Genomic DNA, 25,556 nt, shown 5'->3' with positions numbered 1-25,556 from the left:
TCTCCCGTGGCTGCGCAGGCCGAAGGGGTGCACGGCCGACGCGTGACCGACTGGTCCGATTCTACCGGGGCCGACGTGCGAAATAGCAGGAGCTCGATACGTAAGCTCAGGTCAGCGCGGTAACCTACCCACATGGACGTGGACTCGTCTACGGTCGGAGTCGAGGAGGAATTCCTCCTCGCTGATCCACGCACAGGGGCGCCCACCGCCAAGAACGACGCGGTCGCTCGGACCGCCGGGGACCTCGGGCTCGACCTACAGCTGGAGCTGACGCGCTGTCAGATCGAGACGAACACCGGCGTGCACACCCGCACCGGCGATCTCGCACAGCAACTGCGCGATCTGCGCCGCGGCGTCGCCTCCTGCGCCGAGATGAACGACGCCCGCCTGCTCGCCGTGGCGATCCCGCCGACGATTCCGCTGCACTACCCCGTCACCGACACCCCGCGCTACCGCCGCATCGCCGACGGCTTCGGGATGCTCGCCCAAGAGCAGGGACTGTGCGGCTGCCACGTGCACGTGGCCGTGCCCGATCGTGAGACCGCCGTGCAGGTGAGCAACTACCTGCGGCCGTGGCTGCCGCTGTTTCTCGCGCTCACCGCCAATTCGGCGATCTATCGCGGCGCGGAGACCGGGTACAAGAGCTGGCGCAACATTCTGTGGCGACGCTGGCCGAGTGCGGGACCGCCGCCGTACTTCCGTTGCGCGGACGACTACGACGACCTGGTCGCGATGATGCTGTCCAGCGGCATCATGCTCGACGAGCGGATGGTCTATTGGGACGTGCGCCGGTCGATCACCTATCCGACCGTGGAGATCCGGGTCAGCGATGTGCCCGCGACGGTGGCCGAGACGACGCTGCTCGCCACCCTGGTGCGCGCGACGGTGATGATGGCGCGCCAGTCGCTGGACGAGGGCAGGACGGCACCGGCCGTCGCGGCGGAGATGCTGCGCGCGGCCTATTGGAAGGCGGCGAGAAGCGGCATCGACGGCGACGCGGTCGCGCCGATGGACGGGCGCGTGCTGCCGGCCCGCGACCTGCTGGCGGAACTGGTGGAACACGTCGAACCCGCCCTGAAGGAACTCGGCGATCGCGAGTTCGTCGCCGACACCATCGCCGCGGTGCTCGAGCGCGGCAACGGCGCGATGCGTCAGCTGCGCGCCTTCCGTGCCGGTGGTGACGACGTCGCCGCGGTGATCGCCGAACTGTCCGAGGCCACCCTGGAGGGCTGTGCGCTGCCCGAGGAGCCGCCGCTCGGTTTCGGCGAGGCAGGCGCGGGTAGCCCGCTCAGGTAATTGCCGATCGTCGGCGGAGGGAGCCGTTGATGGCTACCCGAAAAGTGCCGGGCGCCGAGGAATTCGTCCCCGAAGGCGCGGACTTGGACACGCTGCGCGCGGCCTCGTGCGGCTGCCACGGTTGCCTGCTGTATCGCGACGCGACCCAGACCGTTTTCGGCGAAGGTCCCGCGACCGCGTCCGTCGTCGTGGTGGGTGAACAACCAGGCGACCGGGAGGACATCGAAGGACACCCCTTCGTCGGCCCCGCCGGGCGTCTGCTGGACAAGGCGCTGGACGAGGTCGGCATCGCTCGCGACACCGTCTATGTGACCAACGCGGTCAAGCACTTCAAGTTCGAGGAGCGCGGCAAGCGGCGCATCCACAAGACGCCCGGGCGCACCGAGGTGGTCGCGTGCACGCCGTGGCTCACCGCCGAGCTGGACGCGGTGCGGCCGGAGCTCGTGGTCTGCCTGGGCGCGGTCGCGGCCAAAGCGGTGCTGGGTTCCTCGTTCAAGGTGAGCGAGGAACGCGGCCAAGTGGTGTTCGCCGACGACTATCGAGTCGTCGCCACGGTGCATCCTTCGGCGGTGCTGCGCGCACCCGACCGCGCGAAGGCCTACGAAGGCTTCGTCGCGGATCTGCGGGCGGTGCGCGCCGCGATCGGCGCGGGCTGAGCGCGGATCGTCCACGCTCGGCCCGACGCTCGACCCGCTTCAGGAAACGCGCTCGCCTCAGGCGTGATCGACGAGTTCCTTGATACCCGCCACCCGCGCGCAGTGCGCACAGCAGAAGATCCGCTCGCCGGCCTGCACGCCGTGACCGAGAATCCGGCACGAGCAGTGCTCGCAGGTCGGCGCCAGCGCGGTGACCGCGCATTCGAAGCTGTCGAACGTCGCCGACGAGCCGTTCCTGGTGACCGTGAACGTCTTGTCGTAATCGTTGCCGCAGGTGTCGCATACCGGCATCGAGCTCACCTCCTGGTTGTCGTGGTACGGCGTGATCTGCTGGCGCGGTACCCGACGTCGGCCCGGCGAAACCGGGAACCTGGTAGGAAGGGCTGGTGAGCCACGATTCCGATGCGGACAAAGTGATCGAATCGGCGAGCAAGGTCTTCGACCTGGCGCGTCACGGCGACGCCGACGCGCTGGCCGCTCACGTCGACGCCGGAGTACCCGCGGACCTCACCAACGACCACGGCGACAGCCTGGTCATGCTCGCCAGCTACCACGGTCACCGCGACGCGGTCGCGGTACTGCTGGTACGCGGCGCCGACCCCAACCGCGCCAACGACAAGGGCCAGACACCGCTGGCGGGCGCCGTGTTCAAAGGCGAGGACGAGATCGTCCGCCTGCTCGTCGCCGCGGGAGCCGATCCGGACGCGGGCACACCGTCGGCGAGGGACGCGGCGACCATGTTCGGCAAGACTGAGCTACTCGACGCGCTCGACTGAGCCGGGCGGAATTTCCACGGCCGGCCCGAGGTTGGCCGTGGAGCAACCGCGACCGGACAGGAACGAGATGAGCGACTTCAACGCACAGGTGATCGAGGAATTCCGCGCCAACGGCGGGCGCGTCGGCGGCATGTTCGAGGGCAGGACCAACATGGTGCTGATCACCACCACCGGCGCCAAGTCCGGACGGCAGATCACCAATCCCCTGGTCTATCTGCCCGACGGCGACCGGATGGTGCTCGTCGCGTCCAACGGCGGCGCCGATCGCCATCCCGCCTGGTATCACAACCTGCGGGCGACGCCGGAGCTCACCATCGAGGTCGGCACCGAAAAGTTCCGCGCCGCCGCCGAGTTCGTCACCGGACCCGAACGCGACGAACTCTACGACCGGATGGTGGAGCTCATGCCCGCCTTCGGCGAGTACCGCCGCAAGACCACCCGCGTTATCCCGATAGTCGGCGTCCGGCGCAGCGCGGCCTGACCCGGCTCAGCCGCGCCGCCGCACCTCCGACACGGCCTTGCGCGCCGCCACCAGCACCGGATCCCACACCGGCGAGTAGGGCGGCGCGTAGCCGAGATCGAGGGCGGTCATCTCTTCGACGGTCATCCGGGCGGTGAGCGCGACCGCGGCGATGTCGACCCGCTTGCCCGCACCCTCGCGGCCGACGATCTGCACGCCGAGCAATCGCCCGGTGCGGCGTTCGGCCAGCATCTTCACGGTCATCGGCGCGGCGTCGGGGTAGTAGCCCGCGCGGCTGGTCGACTCGACGGTGACGGTCACGTACTGCAATCCCGCCGCCCGCGCGTCCTTTTCGCGCAGCCCGGTCCTGGCCACCTCGAGATCGCAGACCTTGCTGACAGCGGTGCCGACCACGCCGGGGAAGGTCGCGTATCCCCCGCCGATGCTCGCGCCGATGATCTGGCCGTGCTTGTTCGCGTGGGTGCCGAGCGGGATGTGGCGGCTGCGGCCGGAGATCAGGTCGAGCACCTCCACGCAGTCGCCGCCCGCCCAGATGTTCTCGTGGCCGCGCACCCGCATCGACAGATCGGTGAGCAGCCCGCCGTGCTCGCCGAGCGGCAGACCCGCCACGCGAGCCAGCGTGGTCTCGGGCCGCACGCCGATGCCGAGCACCACCACGTCGGCGGGATAGTCGCCCTCGGCGGTGGCGACGGCGCGGACGCGGCCCGCCTCGTCGGTCCGGATCGCGGTGACCTCCGCTTCGCCGACGATCTCGATGCCCAACCCGCACATGGCCGTTCGGACCAGCGCGCCCATGTCCGGATCCAGCGTCGACATCGGTTCGGCGCCGCGATCGAGCACCGTCACCTCGTACCCGCGATGGATCAGCGCCTCCGCCATCTCCACGCCGATGTAGCCCGCCCCGACCACGACGGCCCGCTTGCCCTCGATGGAGGTGAGCGTGTCGATCAGCGCCTGCCCGTCGTCGAGGGTCTGCACACCGTGCACACCGGCGGCGTCGATGCCGGGCAGCGCGGGACGGATCGGGCGTGCGCCGGTGGCGATCACGAGTTTGTCGTAGCCGGTCCACGATTCGTCGCCGGACCCGAGGTCACGGACGCGAACCCGTCGCTCGGCCACATCGATCTCGAGCACCTCGGTGTGCAGGCGCAGATCGATATCGCGGGCGCGATGTTCGGCGGCGGTGCGCGCGATGAGGGCGTCGCGTTCGGCGACCAGACCGCCCACCCAGTACGGGATCCCGCACGCGGAATAGGAGGTGAAGCCGCCGCGCTCGAACACGACGATCTCCAGCTCGCGCGGACCGGCCATGCGGCGGGCCTGGGAGGCCGCCGACATACCTGTCGCGTCCGCGCCGATGACGACCAGACGTTCGCTCATGCCTGCGCCTCGCTGACGCTCGGCTCGGGCATGCGCGAAGCGCGCTGGCACATGGTTCGCTCACTCCGTTCGCTCACTACGGTCACGCTACGTGGCGGGCCGCCGCGGCTTGCGGGCCGGATACGGGTGCGATAGGTTGCCCGTCGCTGGGGGCGGGGTCGTCCGCGGGACGGCCGCCGCCGGGGGTCGCCGCGGGTCGTCCGGATTCGCCCGGACGAAACAGGGGTGAAGGTCGATGGACGGCGCACGGGTACTGCTCGCGGGCGTGGGAATCCCGCTGCTGGTGTTCGCCGCGGTCGCTTTCGTTTTGGCCGCGAGCTGGCGGCTGGCGAATCCGCTTGCCGCGCACACCGATCCGGCTGCGCGCTGGGACCGCAGACTCGTCGATCTCGGTCTGGTGCTTGCGGCGGTGGGCATCGTCGCCTCCGTCGCGGGATTGGTTCCGGTGCGTTCTCCCGGCGGCGGCGAGCCGGACGGTCCGTGCCCGGTCCCGGCGGCGAAGCTCGGCTGGGAACACCGGACCACCGATGAGTGCGCGCGTGCGGGTGGCGATCCGGCCCGCTGAGCCGAATGCCGGTTTACGCCGCGGTCATCCGTTTGCACTGTGAACGACCCGGGTTTACTTCACACTGAGCTTCTGGCAAACGCTGTATGAGGGCAGCGTTTTCACTTCGGGAGCGATCATGACCGAAACCCCGTCTGACGACGAACGCAGGCTCGCCGAACTCGGTTACAAACAGGATCTCGCGCGATCCTGGTCCGGATTCTCCAACTTCGCCATCAGTTTCACCATCGTGTCCATTCTGACCGGCGGATTGGCCAGTTACGGTATCGGATTGGCGAACGGCGGCCCGATCACCATGGCCTGGGGATGGCCGCTGGTGTCGATCATGGTGCTGTTCGTCGGTCTGGCCATGGCCGAACTGGCCTCGGCCTACCCCACCTCCGGCGGCCTGTACTGGTGGGCCGCGGAATTGGGTGGCCCGGTGTGGGGGTGGTTCACCGGCTGGTTCAATCTGATCGGCCAGATCGCGGTGACCGCCGCCATCGATTACGGCGCCGCGATCTTCACCACCGTCGTGTTGAACGTGATCGGCATCGATATCGGCACCGACCGTACGGCGATCTTCCTGGTCTTCGCGGTGATCCTGGTGCTGCACGCGGTGCTGAACGCGGTCGGCCCGCACCTGTCGGCGGTGATCAACAATATCTCGGCGTGGTGGCACGTCGGCGGCGTCGCGATCTTCGTACTGGTGCTCGGTTTCGGCGCGAAGAACCATCAGAGCGCCGGTTTCGTGTTCACCGAGACCGTGGACAACAGCGCCGTCGGCTTCGGCGGCGTCGCGTTCAGTTTCCTGCTCGGCCTGCTGCACGCGCAGTACACGTTCACCGGCTACGACGCCTCCGCGCACATGTCCGAGGAAACCCACGACGCGGCGCGCGCGGCGGCGAAGGGCATCATCAACACCATTCTGGTCTCCGCGGTCGCGGGCTATCTGCTCATCATGGCCGTCACCTTCGCCATTCCGAATCTGAACGACGCGCTGGATCCGGCGCAGAACAGCGGCTATCCGGTGATCTACATTCTGGAGAATTCGCTCGACTCGTTCTGGTCGGGTCTGCTGCTGATCATCGCGGCCGTCGCGCAACTGTTCTGCGGATACGCCTCGGTGACTTCCGCCTCGCGGATGCTGTTCGCGTTCTCCCGCGACGGCGCGGTGCCGGGTTCGGCCTACTGGTCGACGCTCTCGGCGAAGAAGGTGCCGGTGCACGCGGTGCTGTTCATCTCGTTCTTCGCGTTCGTCTTGCTGATTCCCTCGATGCTGGTGCCCGCGGCGAACGCGCCGACGGCCTACGCCGCGGCGACCTCGGTGGCCACCATCGGCCTCTACATCGCCTACGGGATTCCGATTCTGCTGCGACAGCGGCACGGTGCGCGATTCCAGACCGGCCCGTGGCAGCTCGGGACGTGGTATCGGCCCGTCGGGATCGTCGCGTTGCTCTGGATCGCGGCGATCAGTGTGCTGTTCATCCTGCCCACCGACGACCGAGGTTATCCGTGGAACAGCGAATTCACGTGGACCACGGTGAATTACGCGCCACTGACCTTGGTCGGCGTGGTCGGCGCGATCGCCATCTGGTGGTTCGCCTCGGCCCGCCGCTGGTTCACCGGGCCCAAGCGCACGGTCGGTGAACCCACCGATCCGACCGGCGACGCGGCACCCGTCGTCGCCTGACGCGCGGCGGCGCGGGTCGCACCCGCGCCGCCGTCGCCGATCGTCGGCCACACTGGATGAGACACAATCTTGACGTCGATTCTGTTTACTTAGAACCGACTTGTCGGTATTTTCGCAGCTGTGCCGCGTGCGGGATGGGTGCAGCTGGCGACCGATCAGCGGTTGTCCGATCACCTCGCGTTGGGCGTGTTGACCAGGGTTTTCACCCCCGAGGTGGTCGACGAGGTGCTGATCGAGCGCGGACGGGTCGAGCGCCGGAACCGATTGCTGCCCGCTCGGGTGGTGGTCTACTACGTGCTCGCGCTGGCGCTGTTCCCGTCCTGCTCATACGAGGACGTGATGCGCAAGCTCGTGTCCGGGCTCGAGTGGGCGTCCATATGGCCCCACCAGTCGACGATCCCGACGAAGGCTGCCCTGTTCCAGGCCCGTAAGCGCCTCGGCTCGGAACCGCTGCGCGCGGTGTACGAGAAGGTGGCGGTGCCGCTGTCCGAGGCGCGGGTTCCGGGAAGTTCCTACCGGTCCTGGCGGCTGATGAGCATCCACGAATCAACCATGGACGCGCCCGCCAGTAACGCGAATATCGAGCACTTCGGACGGCCGCCGTCTTTTCGGGATGGCCGGGGCGGGACGTTCCCTCGGGTGCGGGTCCTCGGGCTGGTCGAGTGCGGTTCGCACGCGATCGTCGATGTCGCGCTGGGAACCTGCGAGCATCGCGTGCAGGCCCTGGCCGAATCGGTGGTGCGATCGCTGCGCCCGGGAATGCTGCTGCTGGCCGACCGCGCCTTCTTCGGTGACCGCCTGTGGGACCTGTGCTGGTCCTCCGGCGCGGACCTGCTGTGGCGAATGCCGTCCGATTCTGTACTTCCTGTCGAAAAACGTTATCCAGATGGATCTTTCGCTTCCCATGTGTATCCCGGAACGAGGACGCGCCACGACGACATCGACGGGATCGCCGTGCGCGTCATCAAGGTCGCGGGCACCACGGCCGACGCCGACGAGGAGCGAATTCACCGACTGCTGACCACCATCACCGATCCCGAGACGGCACCCGCGAACGAGCTGGCCCGGTTGTATGCGCAGCGACAGGAGATCGAGACCGCGTTCGACAGGCTCGAGACCGACCAGCACGGCCGCGGTGGGGTGTTGCGGTCGAAGACGCCCGACGGCGTGATCCAGGAGGTCTACGGCCACCTGTGCGTCCACTACGCGATCTGCAGCCTGATGCGTTCGGCGGCAACCGATTCCGGTGACGACCCAGCCGGGCTGTCATTCGGTAGCCCCCTTCCGGGAAGCTCGCCGCACCGCAGCGCCGATTAAGTAAACAGACCTCTCGTGATGCCAGTTGCACATGCTGTGTGCGCCGTGTCACAGTTCCTCCGCCAAATCGTTACCGATCGGTAACCGAGAGTGTCTGATGCAGGAGTTTTACATGGTCAAGGACGTTCGCACGCGGATCGCTGCTGCGTTCGCTACGGCAATCACCGCGGGTCTCGCCCTCGCTGCGGCCGCCCCGGCCCAGGCCGCTCCGAGCCTGAGCCCCTACGTCGCCATGGGCGACAGCTACAGCGCGGGATCGGGGATCCTTCCGACCGATCCCACCGTCACCCCGGTGTGCGCGCGGACCACCCGCAATTACCCGAACCTCATCGCCGATGCCCTCGGCATCGAGGCGTTCACCGACGTCACTTGCGCCAACGCCAAGACCCAGGACTTCTACGGGAAGCAATATCCCAGCTTGATCCCGCAGCTCGATGCCGTCACCAAGGACACCAAGCTCGTCACCCTGACCATCGGCGGAAACAACAACGACACCCTGATCAAGGTGATCTCCTCCTGCATCACCGCAGGGACCGGGACCGCCGGCTTCGGCAACCCCTGCGAGACCCTTTACGGCGACAAGTTCACCAACGACATCCTGAACAAGACCTACCCCGACGTGAAGAAGGCGCTCGTGGACATCCACGCCAAGGCGCCGTCCGCGAAGGTCGTCATTCTGGCGTACCCCCAGGTCATGCCCGCGGACAACAGCAACTGCTTCCTGACGATGCCGATCGCCAAGGGCGACGTCCCCTACATCAACAACATCGAGGACACCCTCAACGGTGTCGTCAAGCGCGCCGCCGACGAGACGGGCACCACCTTCGTCAGCATGCAGAATTCCGTCGGCCACGACGCCTGCAAGCCCATCGGCACCCGCTGGGTCGAACCCGCCGTGTGGGGTACGAACTTCGTGCCGATCCACCCGAACGCGCTCGGCATGCAGAAGATGGCCGAACAGGCATTGGCCGCGATCGGCGGCTGACAAGACCGCGCCGCCGTTGCCAATTGTTAGCGATTCGACGAGCGAACTTTCCGCAGCGCTAAGGATCGCGTAAAAGTTTGTGGCTCCGTGTATTTCACATATTCGCCAGGGTGCATCGGCGGCGCGGCGCGGCTAGTTTGGTTGGGTGAGTTACGAGTACGTCGTCGTACCCGCGGGGGTCGTCGCATCGGCGGTCGAAGTGCCGTCCTATTTCCGGTCACAACAGGGGCGGCCCGTCGACGACGATCTACGGATCGTCGTGCTCGCCGGGTTGGTGGCGTGGAATGCGGCGATCCCGGCCGCGCGGCGGCACGCCGCCATACGGATCGAGGCGGCGGGCGCCGCGGTCCGTGTCACCGCCGCCGACGATCTGGATCGTCGGCGGAGCAGGGGGTCGGCGGTGGACTACGCGGCAGGTCCGGTCCGGCAGCTGCTCGAGGATCTGATCACGGGTTTCGACTACGAGCTGTACGACGGGCTCCAGCGCACCCTCACTCCGGCGCCGGAATTCCGCGTCGTCGATGTCGATATCGGCGGCGAACGCAACTATCGCTCGATGACGAAAAGCCAAGTGTTCTCGTGGATTCCGAAGCTCGCCGAACTCGCTTCGACGCCGTTTCTGATCGCCAGCCGCACCGCCGACCGGGAGACTTTCATCCAGACCTACCGTGACGCGCCGACCAGTTACACCCTGGAAATCCACGACAGCGCCCACACCGACCATTTCTTCGCCGCGGTGTTCTCCGATCCACGCCTTGTCGCGCAGCTGATCTGGGAATGGGCCAACGACGATTGGTCGACGCTGGACCGCGTGGAGTGGATTCGGGAAGGGAAATAGACCGGAATCAGGAGTGGCCGGGCAGCACGCAGGCGGTGTCCAGGCCGAGTACGTGATTCAGCCGCCCGAACGCGAGCCAGGAACCGATGCTCATGCTGAGCTCCACGATTTCGGTCTGGCTGTAGTGAGCCTTCATCCGCACCCAGAATTCCTCGTCCAGATTGTGGTGGTCGGTAGCGTAGCGTTCGGCGTACTCGGCGGCCAGGCGGGTGCGGTCGTCGAAAGCGTCGGTGGTGCGCCAGTCGGTCACCGCGTCGGCGAATTCCTCCTCGACCTTGACGCCGTCGCGCTCGGTGCGCCAGTCCAGACAGAAGATGCACCCGTTGATCTGGGCGATGCGCAGCCGGGCCGCCTCGAACTCGCGCAGGCCCAGCGTGCTGTGCTCGTATACCGCGAGCGAGAAGCCGGACGCGGCGATGCCGATGCCGGGGACCATCTCGCCCCACACGTAGCCGATGGGATCCTTGCCCTCGGGGATGTCGACGATCATGGGTGTTTCCTTCCGAGTTTGCCGACCGCTGGGCGCAGCGGGACGTCGAGTGCGTCGTAGAGTCCTGGTTCCGCGGCGACGAGCCAGTCGATCGCGCCGACCAGCCTGCCCACCGCGGTGGCGTTGCCTCCTGCGGAGCGATTGCCGCCCTCGTCGGCGGCCTCGACCGTCACCTCGATGCGCGGGCGGCCCTCGATGATCACCCGGTGGGCGCCGTCGCCGTCGGGCGGCGCGGGCCAGTCGGGTGCGCAGGAGGCGTGGATGCGGGTCACGTGCTCGATGACGATGCGCGGTTCGCCGCCGACGATGCCCTGCACTTCGAAACGCACCGCGCCCTGGGTGCCCTCCGCGAACTCGCCCATCTTCGCCGTCTGCACGGTGGTCTCCAGCGCGCGCCGGTCCAGGGTCTCGCGGATCTCGTCGAGTTCCACTCCGAGAGCGCGGGCCATCAGCCGAATCTGCCCGCCCCACACCATGGTCGGCACCGTCGGGGCGAGCATCGGCGGCTGGTAGTCCATCGGCTGGCCCATGCCGACGAGGTAGCGGACCGAGTCGGGCTGGTCGTAGGTGGTGTAGTCGAAGATCTCCTGGCAGCGCACCACGTCCACCGTGCTCGCGAGTCCGCTGACCAGCAGAGGCAGCACGTCGTTGCCCCAGCCGGGGTCGACGCCCGAGACGAACAGCGACCCGCCGCCCTCGGTGATGGCGGCCAGCACCGGATCGCGCAATTCCGTTGGCGCGCTGCGCGGGTCGTAGAGGGCGTAGAGCGCCGGGGTGACGACGACAGCGCCCGCGCGGATGGCACGCACGATGTCGGCGAGGGCGTCGCCGGGCCGAACGTCGCCCGAGGCGGCGTAGACGACTGCGCGGGGGCGGCCGGCGAGCACCGCATCGATGTCGTCGGTGGCGGTGACGGCCAGTTCGCGGTCGAGATCGGCGAGCGCGCCCGCGTCGCGCCCGACCTTGGCGGGATCGTGGACGAGCACGCCGGACAGTTCCAGCGCCGGGTGGGCGTCGACGGCACGAATGGCGGCGCGGCCGACATTGCCGGTGCCCCAGACGATCGTGGGGATCATCGCGCGAGCGTAGCAAGCGCTTGGTTCGGTGTCCGCCGGTTCGCGAGATCGAGCTCACTTTCGGTGGGCGGGATCGGTGTGCTTGGGGTACCGTGAGGACCATCAAGCGCCCGATGATGGCGCGTCAGCCGCTCGGCATCTTCGAAATCGGAAGAACATTATCTGCAACCCGAGGTTACATGTAACCTGAAGTTACACGCACTTCTCTCGTATCGCGCCCGGTTTCGGGAAGGATCCGGCGCCGCGTGCCACGCCGCGAAATCGCCTCCGGAGCGGGCAAAGAACTCATCTTCGTAACAGTCCTGCGCGCGAGGGCCGATCGGCGCCGGATTGGGCCGCCGACGGTGGTCTCGGCTAGTACGGTATAGCCCGCCGTGAGGCGCAGATGAGGACGAGCATCCGGCGGAAAGGCGGGACGCCAGCACATGAACGAGCCGTATTCGCAGTGGCATGCCCAGAATTCGGCCACCGACCCACCTCTCGCCGCGCGCTATCGGAGCGCCGATCCGATTCGCTGGAACGGCAGCATGGTCTACCCGATGTACACCGAGCGGTTCGGGCACGCCACCACCCTGCTCAGCATGACGCTGCTGTCCGCGGCGCCGCCCGCCGGACTGCGCGGCCACGGCATGGGCCTTTCCGTGATCGACGGGTACATCGACCTCGAAGGGCGCAAGCTCGAAGGCATCGACCTGTGGAGCGACGCGCTTGCCCGCGGCACCACCGTGACGCTCGTGCCGACCGGACCCGACGCGCTGTTCACGCTCACGCCGGTCTGGGTGGACCGCTCCGGCGTGCAGCGCTCGTGGATGGGCAACTACGGCATCCTCGTCGAAGACACCCCGGACGGCCGGATCGCGCTGTGGTGCAGCGTCGGCGAGGGGCCGCCCAACTTCGCCAATTTGGTCGTCGGTCTGGGTACCACGGCCGCCCCCGTTGTCGAAACACCGAAAGAACCTGTGGCAGAAACAATTACGAACACCGAAATGCCGGCCGCCGTGACTCCGAGCTCCGTGCCGTATCCCAACGGCACGCCGGCCGGATACGCCGCGACGTCGTCCTCCGCGACCACCACGCCGAGGAGAACCATCGCCGCACCAGCGCACGTCGAGGACATGGAAAACACTGCGACAAACCGGCATTCGCCGACGGCCGTACCGGAAACACCCGGGTCCACCGTGGCCACGGCCGATCCGCTCGGCGACTCCGACGAGCGCCGACTGCCCACCGAACGCGGAGCCGAGACCGGATATCGCGGCGCGCTCTACGATCTCGGGGTCGCCATGTTCGGCCGCGGCGAGGAAGACCAGGCGTGCGGACTCTGGGCGCAGGCGGCCCAGGCCGGGCATCCCGGCGCGGGCTACGATCTCGGCGTCGTGCTGTTCCGGCGCGGTGATCTCGTCGCGGCCGAAGGCTGGTGGCGCACATCCGCCGAACTGCGGGACCTGCGCGCGATGGCCGGGCTCGCCGAACTGCTCGACCGGCGAGGGGATCATGCGGAAGCCCGAATGTGGCGCGCCCGCGCGGCCGAAGAGCGAGCCGCCGAAGCCGGTCAGGCCGTCGGCCCCTACTGAACCGCGCTCGGCTCGTCCCTTTCCCGCAACTCCTCTCGCACCCGCATCAGCGCGAAACCGAGCAGGTTGGCTCCACGCCAGCGCGTCGGCTCCGCGAAATCGGGGTGATCGGCGGCCAACCCGATTCCCCAGATCCGGTCCACCGGGCTGGCCTCGACGAGCACGCGGTCGCGGGTGCCGAGCAGGAATCGGCGCAGATCGTCGTTGCTGCCGAACTTCGCCAGATTTCCGGCGACGACGATCTCGAAACGCTCGGCTTCCCAGCGCTTCTCGTCGAAGCCGTGCACCAGGCGGCCCAGGTCCTTCGCCTGCTTGGGGTGCTCGACGGTGAGCACTCTCGCCGCGGTCTCGGCGTCGCCGAACAGCAGCGCCTTGCGCCACATCATGTAGTGCTCGGCCGTCGGGAACAATGCGCCGTGCGCCTCGAACGGCGCGGGCCACCACTGACTGAAGCAGCCCTTGCCGACACTGCCGTCGGCCTGCGGACGATGGCCCCAGAACGGCAGATACTTCACGGCGCCACCCGCCGCTTTGAAACGGATCAGATCCTCGACCGAACGCATGGCCGCGAGTCTGCCCGACCGGCACGGCCAACGCCTCCGATTAATCGAGACCCGGGGCGCCGGAAAAAGAAGTGGCATCGGGTCCGGGCGGCTCGGTAGGTTGGCGGCCATGGGAGGTCCAGGCATCAACGGAGCGTGCGCGGTCGGCGCGTACTTCATCCGGCTGCGCGCGGAGGCCTGGGCCTTGCCAGCGGACCGCACCGCTCCGGTATCACTCTGATCCGGCTCTCTCGGCGCTGATCGCGCCGCCCGACGACCGCACTCGGCGGTCTGTCGCATGTGCCCTGGCATGGGTCCGGGCGAATCACCTTTTCCTGATTCGGCCACTCCGTTCGGAGGACACCCATGTCCCGCAATCGTTCCCTGCCGCGCGCCCGCGACGCGCGCGACCACCCCGGCATCGGCCCGCGCAAGCGGCTGAGCCAGAACTTCCTCGCCGACGCGGGCACCGCGCGCCTGCTGGTGCGCGCGTCGGGTATCGGCGCCGAAGACCTCGTGCTCGAGATCGGCCCCGGCTCGGGCATGTTGACCCGTCAGCTGGCCGACGCGGCCGGTCGCGTGCTGGCCTACGAGATCGACCCGCACTATGCGGCGCTGCTGCGCAAGCGTTACACGGGCGACGCCAGGGTCCGCTGTTTCCAGGCGGATTTCCGGGCGGTGACCGCGCCGCGTGAGCCGTTCGCGGTCGTCGCCAACATCCCGTTCGCCAGCACAACCGACATCGTTCGCTGGTGTCTGGCCGCGCGACACCTGACCTCGGCCACCCTGCTGACCCAGCGGGAATTCGCGCGCAAGCACTCCGGCGGCTACGGACGCTGGAGCAAGCTGACGATCACGCACTGGCCGATCACCGAGTTCGCGCTCGGCCCGCGCGTGGACCGCACGTGCTTCCGGCCGGTGCCGCGGGTGGACTCGGCGGTGCTGCATCTGCGCAACCGGCCGCGACCGCTGCTCGGGCCTGGCGCGCTGCGGGAGTATCGGCGGCTGGTCGAGCTGGGCTTCTCCGGCGTCGGCGGCTCGCTGGCCGCGTCCCTGGCGACCGAGTTCCCGTCCCGGCGGGTGCGTGCGGCGTGCCGGACCGCGGGCGTGCCGGTCGACGAACCGGTGGGAACCGTCGATCCGGCGCGGTGGATCGACCTCCATCGGGCGCTGTTGTGACGCACGTGCGGTGGTCGGTCGCCATCCGTTGCCGCGAACCGGCTGTTCGCCAGTCGCCCGGCCGCGCGACGTTGCCGGATCGGCGTCCTGCACACGGCAGGTTTTCCGGAGGACCGGCCCTCGGTTCACCGATCTCGTTCCAGAATGCGCGGGTCGCCGCCCCGGCGCGGCGATAGTATGCGGAGATGGCGCACCCCGCTACACCCGTACCGGGGGCGGCGGTCGCGGGGGGCTCGTCGCCCGCCGTGGCGGGGCGCGGCACCGGTGTCGCCGAGGTGGTGGCCCGGTTCGCGGAGGCGTGGCGGGACGGGCCGACGCCGCCGGACCTGCCCGCCTTCCTGCCCGACTCTCCCGCCATCCGCCGGGTGTCGCTGATCGAGCTGATCAAGGTCGATCTGGTGAACCGGTGGTCGCGCAACACCGAACCCAAGCGCCTCGCGGAGTACGTCGCGGAACTGCCCGAGCTGAGCACCTGGCCGTTGCCGCCCGACCTCATCTACGAGGAGTTCCACGTGCGCAGGAACGCGGGCAGCTCGGTGCAGGTCGGTGAGTACACCTCGGCGTATCCGGCTCAGGCCCAGGAGCTTTCGGAGATGCTGGCGACCGACGACTATCACAGCACGATGATGACGGCCGCCACCGAACCGGTGGGCCTCGACGACATCGACGTCGGCCAGCGCATCGACGACTTCGACCTGATGACCAGCCTCGGCCGCGGCGCCTTCGCCAAGGTGTTCCTGGCCAGGCAACGGTCCATGCAGCGGTTGGTCGCGTTGAAGATCTCGCAGAACAAGGGCACGGAGCCGCAGACCTTGGCCCAGCTCGACCACGAGTACATCGTGCGGGTCTTCGATCAACGGGTGCTGCCTTCCCGCCGGTTGCGCCTGCTCTACATGCAGTACGTGCCGGGCGGCACACTGTATTCGGTGCTGGAGCGGGTGCGCGTGACGCCGCCCGCCGAACGCAGCGGCGCGATGATGCTGGAGGTCATCGACGCGGTGCTGGCGGCGAAGGGCGAGATCACTCCGGTCGAGTCGTCGGTGCGCGCCGAACTGGCCACGTTGTCGTGGCCGGAGACCATCGCCTGGCTCGGCCGCAGGCTGGCCGAGGCGCTCGACTACGCGGGCCGGAGCGGAGTACTGCACCGCGACATCAAACCCGCCAACGTCCTGCTGACCGCGGAGGGGATTCCGAAGCTCGCCGATTTCAACATCAGCTTCAGCGGCAACGTCTCCGGCGCCAGCCCGGTGGCCTATTTCGGCGGATCGCTGGCGTACATGTCGCCGGAGCAGCTGGCGGCGGTGCATCCCGACATGTCCACCACGGCGGCCGATCTCGATACCCGCAGCGATCTGTACTCGCTCGCCGTGGTGTTGTGGGAGCTGTTGACCGGAAGCAAGCCCTTCCACGACGAGTCGGTGACCGGAGGCGACCGCACCACCCTGGACGGCATGCTGGGCCGCCGCGCCGCGGGCCCGGACGCGCTGCCCTACGAGGATCTGCCGCCGGATTGCCCGGCCGCGCTGCGCCGCGCACTGGTGCGGGCGCTCGAACCCGATCCCGACCGCCGCTGGGCGACCGGCGCGGACATGGCCCAGCAGTTCGACGTCTGCCTGGACGCCCGCGCCCGCGACCTGGTCGATCCGCCGCCCGGCAGCTGGCGACTGCGGGCCCGGCTGTGGATCGTTCCGGTCATGGCCGTCGCCATCGGTATCCCGAACTCGTTCGCCATCTTCTACAGCTACCAGCACAACCGGACGCTGATCATCGACAAGATGGACGAACAAGCCCAGCGGCAATTCGGCGAGATCGCGCCGAACGTCTACGGCCTGTGCTTCCTGATCGGCTTCATCGTCACCAATGTGCTGATCGCCGGGCCCATGTTCATCGCCTTCGGGCTGCACCGCGGGCGCGAGTACGACGCGGCCCGGCTCGCCAAGGCGCGCTCGGACACCTTGCGACTCGCGCAGCGCAACGTGCTGACCTGCTTCGGGCTGTGGGCGTTGTCCGGCATCGTCGTGCCGGTGACGGTGCAGGCTTCGGGCAGTCGACTCACCACAGACGCCTACCTGCACTTCTTCGTCACCCAGATCGTGTGCGGCGCGATCGCGATGGCCTACCCGTACTTCCTGGTCAGCTTCTACGCGGTGCGCAGCCTGTATCCGATGTTCCTGCCGCACGGCGGTCTCGGCCGCGCGGACGCCGACCAGCTCGAGACGCTGGACCGGCGCAGCAACTACTTCCTCGCCCTCGCCGCCGCGGTGCCGCTGCTCGGTGTCGCGGGCGCGACCTTCATTCCCGCCGAGGACATTCCGTCGGTCATCGTGGCGCTGCGGGTGCTGTGCGTCGGCAGCGCCGCGGCCTTCGTCGGCGTGTACTGGTTGTTCCGGATGCTGGAGAAGGATCTGGTGGCGTTGCAGCGCATCGTCCCGCGGTGATCAGCCGGGCTGCACCAGGGCGCGCTTGAGGATCTTGCCGGTGGCGTTGCGCGGCAGGGCGTCGAGGAAGGTCACGTCGCGCGGCACGGAGAACCGGCTGAGCCGATGCCGGATGTAGTCGCGCACCATGTCGCGGTCGAGCCGGGAACCCTCGCGGGTCACCACGAACGCGGCGAGGCGCTGGCCGAACTCCCGGTCGGGCACGCCGACCACGGCCACCTCGCTGACCTGTGGGAGGCGCAGCAGCGCCTCCTCCACCGGGCGCGGGAAGACGTTCTCGCCGCCGGAGATGATCATCTCGTCGTCGCGGCCCGCGACGTACACCAGACCGTCCGCGTCGACGTACCCGAGATCGCCGGTGTCGAGCATGCCGCCGGATTCGGTGGGCGGCGCGGCATCGGTGTAGCCGTCGAAGAGCATGTGGTTGTTGACGAAGATGCGTCCGGTCACCCCGCGCGGCACCGGGCGCAGATCCGGGTCCAGCACCGCGACTTTCGTGCCGAGCGGCGGGCGGCCCGCGGTGGTCGGCGCGGCGCGCAGATCGGCGGGGTCGGCGATGGTCGCCCAGGACACTTCGGTGGAGCCGTAGATGTTGTAGAGGACGTCGCCGAAGGTGTCCATGAACCGCAGCACGGCCGAACCCGCGAGCGGCGCACCGCAACTGGCCACGATCCGCAGGCTCGAGGTGTCGTAGCGGGCCTTGACGTGTGCGGGCAGGTCCAGGATGCGGTTCACCATCACCGGCACCACGACCATCGCGCTGACGCGGTATTCGTCGATCAGGCGCAGGCATTCCTCGGCGTCGAAGCGTTCGGTGAGCAGCACGCTCGCCCGGATCGGCGTGCTGATCTGCAGCGCGGCCAGACCCCAGGTGTGAAACAGCGGCGCCGGGATGAGCATCGTCTCGTCCATCCGGAACGGGATGCGCGAGAGCAGGGCGGCGACGGTGCCGAAACCCTTGGGCTGCGGGCGGCGTGCGCTCTTCGGCGCGCCACTGGTGCCCGAGGTGAGCACGATCAGTCGTCCCGGCTGCGCGGGTCTGGTGAACGGCGGGGTGTCCCACGCGACCAGGTCGTCGACCGTCGCCGGGCCGCCCTGATACGGGTCCGAGGTCGAGTAGCGTGGCAGCTCCGGTGCCACCGACCGCAGCAGCGGATCGAACTCGTCGTCGCGGAATATCGCGGCGAGTTCGTGCTTTTCGACCAGGTCGCGGATCTGGCGCGCCGAGAGTCCGGTGTTGATCAGCAGGGCGTCGATGCCGACCTTGCCCGCGGCGACCATGCACTCGACCATCGCGGCGCTGTTGCGGCAGAGCACGCCGATCGCGCTGCCCTCCCCCATCCCCAGCGCCACCAGCGCACCGGCGAGCCGATGGGTGCGGCTGTGCACCTCGGTGAAGCTGTAGGTGGTGTGCGCGTCGACGAGAGCGGGTCGATTGGGGGTGTAGGCCGCGGCGGCCGCGTAGCCGCCCGCGAGCGTGAAGCCCCACTTGGCCAGTCCGCCCAGCTGTTTCAGACCGCGGTCGGGCCGGTAACTGCGCACGACGCCGGTGCTGAGCAGCTGTCTGGCGATGCCGACCTGCAAGCGCGCCACGGAGTCCTCGCCGTTGACCAGCACTGAGGTCGGCGCAGCGCGCACCACGTCGGCGATCCGGTCCATGCCCGCCTTGGTCCAGGCGATCACCTGCGACTTGTCGAACGCGGCGATGCTCGGATGTACCCGTCCCACACCGACATAGGTCACCGTGACCCGGGTGTGCCGCGTGTCGCCGCGCAGCCGCACCGAGGCGAATCCGCCCGCGCCGGGACACTGCAATTCGAGAACTTCGCGCTTCCGCGCGACAACGAGATGAATGGGCGGTACGGTGATGTCGATGTCGGGTCCACCGGCGCGGATTATCAGAACCGTTTGCGTTTCTGATGTTTCGGCGCGCTCACACGATCCGACCCCCTGAAACATTCGCGAGTAGGTCTGCGTCTCGGTGAGCAGATCCCACATCGCCGTGCGGTCGACCGCGTACTCGGCATCAACGGTGATGACATCGGTAACCAACTGTGTGCATTTCTCTCCGGCCCATCCGCGTGCGCGGATCGGCGTGGTCACGTATTTGTACCGACAGGTAACAGTTAGGTCAAGGCCCGGTGTTGCGCCAGGGACGTGCCGGTGACTTTTCGGTCAAATGTCCAAATTTGGGAATCCGTCCCGTATTTCGTGCGGACCTGCACAATGTGATCGAGAAAAGCTTCGCGGCCGCGCCAGGTCGACGGGGCCGCACGACGGGAGAACGATGACCGCCAGAGCCGACCTGGAGCGCGAATTGGGCGGACCGCTAGCGGCCCTCGATCTGCTGACCGATCAGGAGATCGGAGACTTGGCCGCAGCGGTCGACGCCGCGCTGCGCACCGAGACCGCCACTCTCGCCGACTCCGTCGACGCGATCGTGGGCGCCTTGCCGTGGCCGCTGCGCACGGCGGCGAAGAAGATCATGTTCGGAAACCGGCTCGGCTGATGAGCGACCTGGTCATCAGGGCCCAGATCGTCCTGCTCGCCCGCACCCTGCACGTCCCCGCCGAGCGCCTCGCACACCTCGAGAAACTCGGCGCCGCACGGCTACACGAACTGCAACAGCGCGTCGCGAGCCGGATCTTCGACGAACACGCGGCCACCTTCCGGCGCCTCGCCATGCTGGTTCCGGTGATTCCGCTGAGCATCTCGCTGCCGTTGGTCCGGCGCGTGGTGCCGCCGACGATGGCGGGGCGCGCCGCGGGCGCGGTCGGCGTCCAGCATCCGAAGAAAGCCGCCGAGGCACTCGCCATGCTCGACGTCTCCTACGCCGCGGACTGCGTGCCGTACGTGGATCCGCGCACGGTCGGCGCGCTGGCCGACGTCGCGCCGCCAGGGCCGGTCGTCGCCATCACCAACGAGCTGCTGCGCCGCGGCGACTACGTCACCGCCGGTCCGTTCCTCGCCTATGCCACACCGACTCTCATCCGCGCCGTGGAAGCCGGGGTGACCGACGACGAGGGCATGATCCGGTCGGCCGCCTACGCCTATTCGGGCGCGAACATCAGCGCCATCATCCGGCACATGTTGCACGGTCCCACCCAACGAATCCCGCGCCTGACCGCCACCGTCTTGTCCGGCTCCGCGGAGCTGCGGTTGATCGCGCTGTCGGTGTTCGCGCGCTGCGACGAGGATGTGATCGCCGCGCTCGGCGACATCCTCTTCGACGTCGGCTCGGCCGAGCAGAACGCCGACATCGTCCGGGTCGCCGTCGAGGCGGGCGCGATCCGCGAATTGCTCACGTTCATCGGGCATCTCGGCCCCTCGGCGCTGGACACACTGGCCGCCAATCCGGTCACCGGCGACCACGCCGTCATATCGGCGCTGGTGGCCGAGGTCGCCGAGCGGCCCGAAACCTCGACACTGCGCGGGCTGGTGAACCTCTTGGAGCGCACCGACGCCGAGGCGACGCGGCGCTGGGGCAGGCGGCTTTTCGAATCGGACGACTCGCTGCTCGTCGAGCTGCCCGCGATCGTCACCGAGGCCAGGCTCTGGCCCGCGCTGCTGCGCATCCTCGCCGAGATCGACGCCGAAACGCAGACCCGACTCGGCGAGGCGTGGGCGAAGCTGCCTGCCGCGGACCGTGAGACGCTCGAACGACGGGTTCACCAGCTCCGGCTGGACACCCGCCTCGCCACCCTCACGGTCACGATGAACATCTACGGCTGAGGCTCGTCTCGGTGCCGCGCCGCGCACTGCGTGGTGCCGGATCACGCAGTGCGCGGCGACAGGTCCGCCTACACCGGCGTGAAATCCCGGCTGCCGATGTAGGTGGGTCGCCGCGCCGGTGCGGCGAACGGCTCCTCCAAGACGTTCTCCACGCTGTTGAACACCAGGAAGATGTTCGAGCGAGGAAAGGGGGTGATGTTGTTGGACGAGCCGTGCATGATGTTCGAGTCGAACAGCAGCGCCGACCCCGCCCGACCGGTGAACTGCATGATGCCGTACTTGCTCGCCAGCGTCGCGATGTCGTCGGTGCTCGGCACCCCGATCTCCTGCTCCTGCAACGACTCCCGATAGTGCTCGGCGGGCGTGCTGCCGTGGCACGGCACGAAGGTGCGGTGCGAGCCCGGCATCACCATCAGGCTCCCGTTGACCGGGTGGTTGTCGGTCAACGCGATGGACAGGCTCACCGCGCGCGGGCTCGGCATCCCGTCCTCGGCGTGCCAGGTCTCGAAATCCGAGTGCCAGTAGAAGCCCGTGCCGCGAAAGCCCGGCATGTAGTTGATCCGGGTTTGGTGCAGGTAGACCTCCGAACCCAGCACCTGCCTGGCCAATCCGGCCACCCGCGATTCGCGCACCAGATCGGCGACCGCGCCGCTGAGCTTGTGCACCTCGAAGATGGACCTGACCCGCCGGGAGGCCTTCTCGACGATGAGCCGGTCGTCCTCGGCCAGCGCAGGATCAGCGGCGAGCCTGCTGATCTCGGCGCCGAACAACGCCACCTCGTCGGGGCCGAGCAGATCCTCGACGACCGCGAAGCCGTCGCGGTCGAAGGTGGTCAGCTCCTCGGACTCGATCCTGCCCCACACCGTCGGATCGGGTCGTTCGATGTGCGCGGTGCGCGCCCCGGTGCGGGTGGGATACCGATCGATGCGCTCGACCTCGTCGCGCTCGATGGTCTGTGGTAACACTTCTCGCCGCTCCTCTCAGCCGACCGGCGCCGCGACAAGCGGGTAGACGCCGTTGCTGTCGTGAACCTCCTGCCCGGTGACCGGCGGGTTGAACACGCACATCATCCGCATGGCGCTGCGCACCTCGAGACGATGGCGTTCGTGCCCGTCGAGCAGGTACATGGAGCCGGGGGCGAGCTCGTAGGTGACGTCGTTGTCCAAGTCCGTGAGTGTGCCCTCGCCCTCGATCAACCACACCGCTTCCACGTGGTGGCGGTAGTGGAACTCGTGCACGGTCCCTTCCTCGATGGTGGTCTCGTGGAAGGAGAAGCCGACACCGTCGCCGCCGAGCACGATCCGCTTGCTGCGCCAGCCGGTGCCCGCGACGTCGCGGTCGGTGCCGGTGATCCCCGCGGTGCTGCGCACGATCACCGCAGCTCACCTCCCTCGGCCGGGCCGCGGTGGTGCAGACGGCCCCAGCCGGTGCACACCGTGTCGATGGCGCCGGTGAGCAGCTGCAGACCGTAGTCGAGTTCCTCGTCGGTGATCGTCAACGGCGGCAACAGCTTCACCACCTCGTCGGTCGAACCGGAGGTCTCCACCAGCAGGCCGCGTTCGAAGGCCACCTGGCAGACCTTGCCCGCCTGCGACGGGTCGTCGAAGGCGATGCCGTGCACCAGGCCGCGGCCGCGGGTCGACAGGCCGGGGAAGTGATCGGCGACCTCGCCGAGCGCGTGCGCGATGCGGGTGCCCTTGGCCTGTGTCGCGTTCTCCAGCGTGTCGTCGGACCAGTAGTGCTGCAGCGCGGTCTGCGCGGTGACGAAGGCGGGGTTGTTGCCGCGGAAGGTGCCGTTGTGCTCGCCGGGCGCCCACTGGTCCAGCTCGGACTTGAAAAGCACCAGCGCCATGGGCAATCCGTAGCCGCCGATCGACTTGGACAGCGTCACGATGTCGGGGGTGATCCCGGCGACCTCGAAGGAGAAGAACGGACCGGTCCGGCCGCAGCCCATTTGCACGTCGTCGACGATCAGCAGGATCTCGCGCTCCTCGCACAGCTTGGCGAGGTGCCGAAGCCATTCCGCGCGAGCGACATTCACGCCGCCCTCGCCCTGCACCGTCTCCACGATGACCGCGGCGGGACGGTCGAAGCCCGAGGACGAGTCGTCGAGTACCCTCTCCATCCACTGGAAGTCGGCGGTGGTGTTGTCGAAGTAGCCGTCGTAGGGCATGTGCGCCGCGTGCACCAGCGGCACGCCCGCGCCCGCGCGCTTGGCGGCGTTGCCGGTCACCGACAGCGCGCCGAGGGTCATGCCGTGGAAGGCGTTGGTGAAGCTGAGGATGGTCTCCCTGCCGGTCACCTTGCGGGCCAGCTTGAGCGCGGCCTCGACGGCATTGGCGCCGGTCGGCCCGGGGAACTGCACCTTGTAGTCCAGGTCGCGGGGAGCGAAGACGGTGTCGCGGAGGGTCTCCAGCAGTTTGCGCTTGGCCGCGGTGGACATGTCCAGGCCGTGGGTGATGCCGTCACCGGCGATGTAGTCCAGCAGCGGCTGCTTGAGGATCGGGTTGTTGTGGCCGTAGTTCAACGCGCCTGCGCCTGCGAAGAAGTCGAGGTAGTCCTTGCCGTCCTCGTCGCGCAGCCAGGCGCCCTTCGCGGTGGTGAACACGGTGGGCCAGGCGCGGCAGTAGCCGCGCACATTCGACTCCAGGGACTCGAAGACGGTGGTTTCGGCGGTGATCATCGAAGCTCCTTCTCGGGCTTTCGCTGTGCGGTCGGCACGATGCGATAGAGGTCTTCCGCGGCGTGGTTGTCGGGGAAGACATCAGGATCGAACAAGGGGCGCTTGGTCATTCGCGCGCCACGGCGACGGGCCACTGCCGCGAACATCGCGACCGAGGCCGGATTGTCCGGCGAGATGGTGGTTTCCAGCGCGGTGACCCCGTGCGGGGCGACGGTGTCGAGCAGTCGCTCGATCAGCGCGCTACCGGTGCCCCGGCCGCGCTCGCTGTGCGAAACCGCCACCTGCCAGACGAATACGGTGTCCGGCGCCTGCGGGCGCAGGTAGCCGATGACGAAGCCGACGACTCTGCCGTCCACCTCGGCGACCAGGGTGGTTCCGGGGAAGTCCCGACACCACAGCAGGTACGCGTAGCTCGAGTTGGTGTCGAGCACGTGCGAATCCTTTGCGATTCGCCAGATCTGGGCGGCGTCACCCAGCTGTGGCGCGCGCAGGAGCGGAGCACCGATTCGGTCGGATCTGCGCCATGCCGGCGCGAGGCCGGCGCGATCGATCGTTTCCGTGGACAAGGTTGGCAGTGACATACAACTCCCAGGTCGGGTCTGCAGTACTCATCCAGGCTTACGAACCAACTTTGAGCTGAAGTGGTCGATCTCTTTGCGGTTGTATTACGAACAGATCACGAGGCCAAACAAAATGTGATCAGCGTTGCACGTCGAGGCGATATCCGAGACCGCGCACAGTCACCACGACGCAGGGATCGGAAGGATCGCGTTCGATCTTGGTGCGCAGCCGGCGCATATGGACGTCTACAATGCGTTCGTCGCCGAAAAATCCGTCGTCCCAAACACGTTCGAGTAGCAGTGTGCGGCTGAGCACACGCCCCGGCGATTCCGCGAGTTCGCAGAGGAGCCGAAACTCGGTGATGGTCAAGCGAATTTCCTCGTCGCCGCGGCGCACCGCCCCGCCGTCGCGGTCGAGCACCAGAGGCGCGGCCGGATATGCGTCGAGCACCGTTTCGCGCGGCGCGTCGCGTTCGGCGGCCAGCCGCGCCCTGCGGCGCAATGCGCGCATGCGGGCGGAGATTTCCTTGATTTCGAAAGGTTTGGTGACGAAGTCGTCGGCGCCCGCTTCGAGCGCGGCGACCACGTCGTGGGTGTCGTCGCGCGAGCTGATCACGATGATCGGCACGTCGTGGTCGCGGCGGATCTCCCGGATGCAATCGAATCCGTCCATGTCCCCGAGCATCAGCTCGACGATCATCACGTCGGGGGCGCCGTTGCTGCGCAGGTGGGTCAGCGCGTCCTCGGCTTCGTGCGCCTCGGCGACGTCGTACCCCTCGTCCTCCATGGCTATCCGCAGTGCCCCGCGGATCTGGTCGTCGTCGTCCACGATCATCAGGTTCGCGCTCAAGACCTCATCCCTTGCAGACAGGCGGAAGCGCGGCGTGATGCGGAAATCGCATGCCCAACGACGCGACAGTCCGCTTCGAGCAGCTTGCCGACCACCCAAATACCCGTAGCGACCGCTCGGTAAACATCGGGTAGCCGGCGGGGGCCGCTCCTGACGGTCGCGAAGACCGCCGTGAGCTGGTCTTACCTGACCATTACGCGCATCCAGGTCGGCGAGGTGAGCTCGCCAACACCGACGATGTCGCCCGGGGTCCGTGCGGCGGCCACAGTCAGTGTCGACAGCGTCGTCACCGTTCCACGCATCTGCGGCTCCCTTTCCGTGTCCGGATTGCCGGGCTTCTGGTGTGCGTCCGGTTTTCCACCCTTGCCGGTGGGCGCGGCGATCGCAAGTCGGCGGTGATCTACGACACAGTCGGCCGCCCGGGTGGTGGCCGCCGAATGCGCGCGGCAAAACCGCCCGGAGCAGC

The 25,556-nt window shown here is 68.1% G+C and carries 25 protein-coding genes; 14 read left to right on the top strand and 11 right to left on the bottom strand.

Annotated features, from left to right (window positions below; genetic code table 11):
• Positions 1-132 precede the first annotated feature (132 nt).
• The gene (locus tag AC3ERS_RS09500) at positions 133-1,296 is read left to right on the top strand and encodes a glutamate--cysteine ligase 2 (protein WP_431965648.1); all 1,164 of its coding nucleotides are present in this window, start codon (positions 133-135) and stop codon (positions 1,294-1,296) included.
• Between the two features lie 29 nt (positions 1,297-1,325).
• Positions 1,326-1,952, top strand: coding sequence for a UdgX family uracil-DNA binding protein (locus AC3ERS_RS09495; protein ID WP_431965646.1), 627 nt, complete (start codon positions 1,326-1,328; stop codon positions 1,950-1,952).
• Between the two features lie 57 nt (positions 1,953-2,009).
• Here AC3ERS_RS09495 and AC3ERS_RS09490 read toward each other — a convergent pair whose 3' ends face one another.
• Entirely contained in the window at positions 2,010-2,243 is a 234-nt protein-coding gene (locus AC3ERS_RS09490) for a hypothetical protein (RefSeq protein WP_431965644.1), read from the bottom strand.
• Between the two features lie 95 nt (positions 2,244-2,338).
• Between AC3ERS_RS09490 and AC3ERS_RS09485 the strand changes: the two genes are divergently transcribed.
• Positions 2,339-2,728, top strand: a complete 390-nt coding sequence (locus AC3ERS_RS09485) for an ankyrin repeat domain-containing protein (protein WP_431965642.1) — start codon at positions 2,339-2,341, stop codon at positions 2,726-2,728.
• A 67-nt stretch (positions 2,729-2,795) separates the two neighbouring features.
• Positions 2,796-3,209, top strand: a complete 414-nt coding sequence (locus AC3ERS_RS09480; protein ID WP_431965640.1) for a nitroreductase/quinone reductase family protein — start codon at positions 2,796-2,798, stop codon at positions 3,207-3,209.
• Positions 3,210-3,215: 6 nt separating this feature from the next.
• Here the strand turns inward: AC3ERS_RS09480 and AC3ERS_RS09475 are convergent, their stop codons facing one another.
• Positions 3,216-4,589 (bottom strand): FAD-dependent oxidoreductase, encoded by a 1,374-nt coding sequence (locus AC3ERS_RS09475; protein WP_431965638.1) that lies wholly within the window; start codon positions 4,587-4,589, stop codon positions 3,216-3,218.
• Between the two features lie 235 nt (positions 4,590-4,824).
• On the opposite strand from AC3ERS_RS09475, the gene AC3ERS_RS09470 reads away from it, so the two are divergent.
• The 5 genes from AC3ERS_RS09470 to AC3ERS_RS09450 all read left to right on the top strand — a co-directional run bounded on the left by AC3ERS_RS09470 (position 4,825) and on the right by AC3ERS_RS09450 (position 9,966).
• A complete protein-coding gene (locus tag AC3ERS_RS09470; RefSeq protein WP_431965636.1) occupies positions 4,825-5,154 on the top strand; it encodes a hypothetical protein in 330 nt (109 codons plus the stop codon).
• Between the two features lie 118 nt (positions 5,155-5,272).
• Positions 5,273-6,826 (top strand): amino acid permease, encoded by a 1,554-nt coding sequence (locus AC3ERS_RS09465; RefSeq protein WP_431965634.1) that lies wholly within the window; start codon positions 5,273-5,275, stop codon positions 6,824-6,826.
• Between the two features lie 120 nt (positions 6,827-6,946).
• Positions 6,947-8,143 carry an IS4 family transposase gene (locus AC3ERS_RS09460; RefSeq protein ID WP_431965632.1) on the top strand — a complete coding sequence of 399 codons (1,197 nt, stop codon included), beginning with the start codon at positions 6,947-6,949 and terminating at the stop codon, positions 8,141-8,143.
• A 112-nt stretch (positions 8,144-8,255) separates the two neighbouring features.
• A complete protein-coding gene (locus AC3ERS_RS09455; RefSeq protein ID WP_431965630.1) occupies positions 8,256-9,128 on the top strand; it encodes an SGNH/GDSL hydrolase family protein in 873 nt (290 codons plus the stop codon).
• A gap of 145 nt (positions 9,129-9,273) precedes the next feature.
• Entirely contained in the window at positions 9,274-9,966 is a 693-nt protein-coding gene (locus AC3ERS_RS09450) for a hypothetical protein (protein ID WP_431965628.1), read from the top strand.
• A gap of 7 nt (positions 9,967-9,973) precedes the next feature.
• Here AC3ERS_RS09450 and AC3ERS_RS09445 read toward each other — a convergent pair whose 3' ends face one another.
• Together AC3ERS_RS09445 and AC3ERS_RS09440 are read right to left on the bottom strand one after the other, a co-directional pair.
• On the bottom strand, positions 9,974-10,456 hold the full coding sequence (locus AC3ERS_RS09445) for a carboxymuconolactone decarboxylase family protein (RefSeq protein WP_431965626.1): 483 nt from the start codon (positions 10,454-10,456) through the stop codon (positions 9,974-9,976).
• Positions 10,453-11,532 (bottom strand): NAD(P)H-dependent amine dehydrogenase family protein, encoded by a 1,080-nt coding sequence (locus AC3ERS_RS09440; RefSeq protein WP_431965624.1) that lies wholly within the window; start codon positions 11,530-11,532, stop codon positions 10,453-10,455. The genes AC3ERS_RS09445 and AC3ERS_RS09440 overlap by 4 nt, the downstream gene beginning before the upstream one ends.
• Before the next feature lie 425 nt (positions 11,533-11,957).
• Between AC3ERS_RS09440 and AC3ERS_RS09435 the strand changes: the two genes are divergently transcribed.
• Entirely contained in the window at positions 11,958-13,106 is a 1,149-nt protein-coding gene (locus tag AC3ERS_RS09435; protein WP_431965622.1) for a hypothetical protein, read from the top strand.
• Here AC3ERS_RS09435 and ybiA read toward each other — a convergent pair.
• Complete coding sequence (ybiA, locus tag AC3ERS_RS09430; protein WP_431965620.1) at positions 13,100-13,669, bottom strand: riboflavin biosynthesis intermediates N-glycosidase; 570 nt, start codon at positions 13,667-13,669, stop codon at positions 13,100-13,102. The two genes, AC3ERS_RS09435 and ybiA, sit on opposite strands and share 7 nt — an antisense overlap.
• Before the next feature lie 345 nt (positions 13,670-14,014).
• Between ybiA and erm the strand changes: the two genes are divergently transcribed.
• Positions 14,015-14,827, top strand: a complete 813-nt coding sequence (erm, locus tag AC3ERS_RS09425) for a 23S ribosomal RNA methyltransferase Erm (RefSeq protein ID WP_431965618.1) — start codon at positions 14,015-14,017, stop codon at positions 14,825-14,827.
• Positions 14,828-15,012: 185 nt separating this feature from the next.
• Positions 15,013-17,265: a serine/threonine-protein kinase gene (locus AC3ERS_RS09420; protein WP_431965616.1), complete on the top strand. Its 2,253-nt coding sequence runs from the start codon at positions 15,013-15,015 to the stop codon at positions 17,263-17,265.
• On the opposite strand, the gene AC3ERS_RS09415 is transcribed toward AC3ERS_RS09420, so the two are convergent.
• Entirely contained in the window at positions 17,266-19,317 is a 2,052-nt protein-coding gene (locus AC3ERS_RS09415) for an AMP-binding protein (RefSeq protein WP_431965614.1), read from the bottom strand.
• A gap of 235 nt (positions 19,318-19,552) precedes the next feature.
• Between AC3ERS_RS09415 and AC3ERS_RS09410 the strand changes: the two genes are divergently transcribed.
• Positions 19,553-19,774: a hypothetical protein gene (locus AC3ERS_RS09410; RefSeq protein ID WP_431965612.1), complete on the top strand. Its 222-nt coding sequence runs from the start codon at positions 19,553-19,555 to the stop codon at positions 19,772-19,774.
• A complete protein-coding gene (locus AC3ERS_RS09405; RefSeq protein ID WP_431965610.1) occupies positions 19,774-20,997 on the top strand; it encodes a hypothetical protein in 1,224 nt (407 codons plus the stop codon). Before AC3ERS_RS09410 ends, AC3ERS_RS09405 begins: the two co-directional genes overlap by 1 nt.
• A 68-nt stretch (positions 20,998-21,065) precedes the next feature.
• Here the strand turns inward: AC3ERS_RS09405 and thpD are convergent, their stop codons facing one another.
• From thpD to AC3ERS_RS09380, 5 genes are all read right to left on the bottom strand, one after another.
• A complete protein-coding gene (gene thpD / locus AC3ERS_RS09400; protein ID WP_431965608.1) occupies positions 21,066-21,962 on the bottom strand; it encodes an ectoine hydroxylase in 897 nt (298 codons plus the stop codon).
• A gap of 15 nt (positions 21,963-21,977) precedes the next feature.
• Positions 21,978-22,373, bottom strand: coding sequence for an ectoine synthase (locus AC3ERS_RS09395; RefSeq protein WP_431965606.1), 396 nt, complete (start codon positions 22,371-22,373; stop codon positions 21,978-21,980).
• Positions 22,370-23,680 (bottom strand): diaminobutyrate--2-oxoglutarate transaminase, encoded by a 1,311-nt coding sequence (ectB, locus tag AC3ERS_RS09390; protein ID WP_431965604.1) that lies wholly within the window; start codon positions 23,678-23,680, stop codon positions 22,370-22,372. The genes AC3ERS_RS09395 and ectB overlap by 4 nt, the downstream gene beginning before the upstream one ends.
• Entirely contained in the window at positions 23,677-24,261 is a 585-nt protein-coding gene (gene ectA, locus AC3ERS_RS09385; RefSeq protein ID WP_431965602.1) for a diaminobutyrate acetyltransferase, read from the bottom strand. The genes ectB and ectA overlap by 4 nt, the downstream gene beginning before the upstream one ends.
• 118 nt (positions 24,262-24,379) lie before the next feature.
• The gene (locus AC3ERS_RS09380; RefSeq protein ID WP_431965600.1) at positions 24,380-25,090 is read right to left on the bottom strand and encodes a response regulator transcription factor; all 711 of its coding nucleotides are present in this window, start codon (positions 25,088-25,090) and stop codon (positions 24,380-24,382) included.
• Positions 25,091-25,556 lie beyond the last annotated feature (466 nt).

The sequence above is a fragment of the Nocardia sp. bgisy134 genome, from assembly GCF_057708325.1.
Note: the sequence above shows the minus strand (reverse complement) of the source record. Positions and strands in the feature narration are given on the sequence as shown.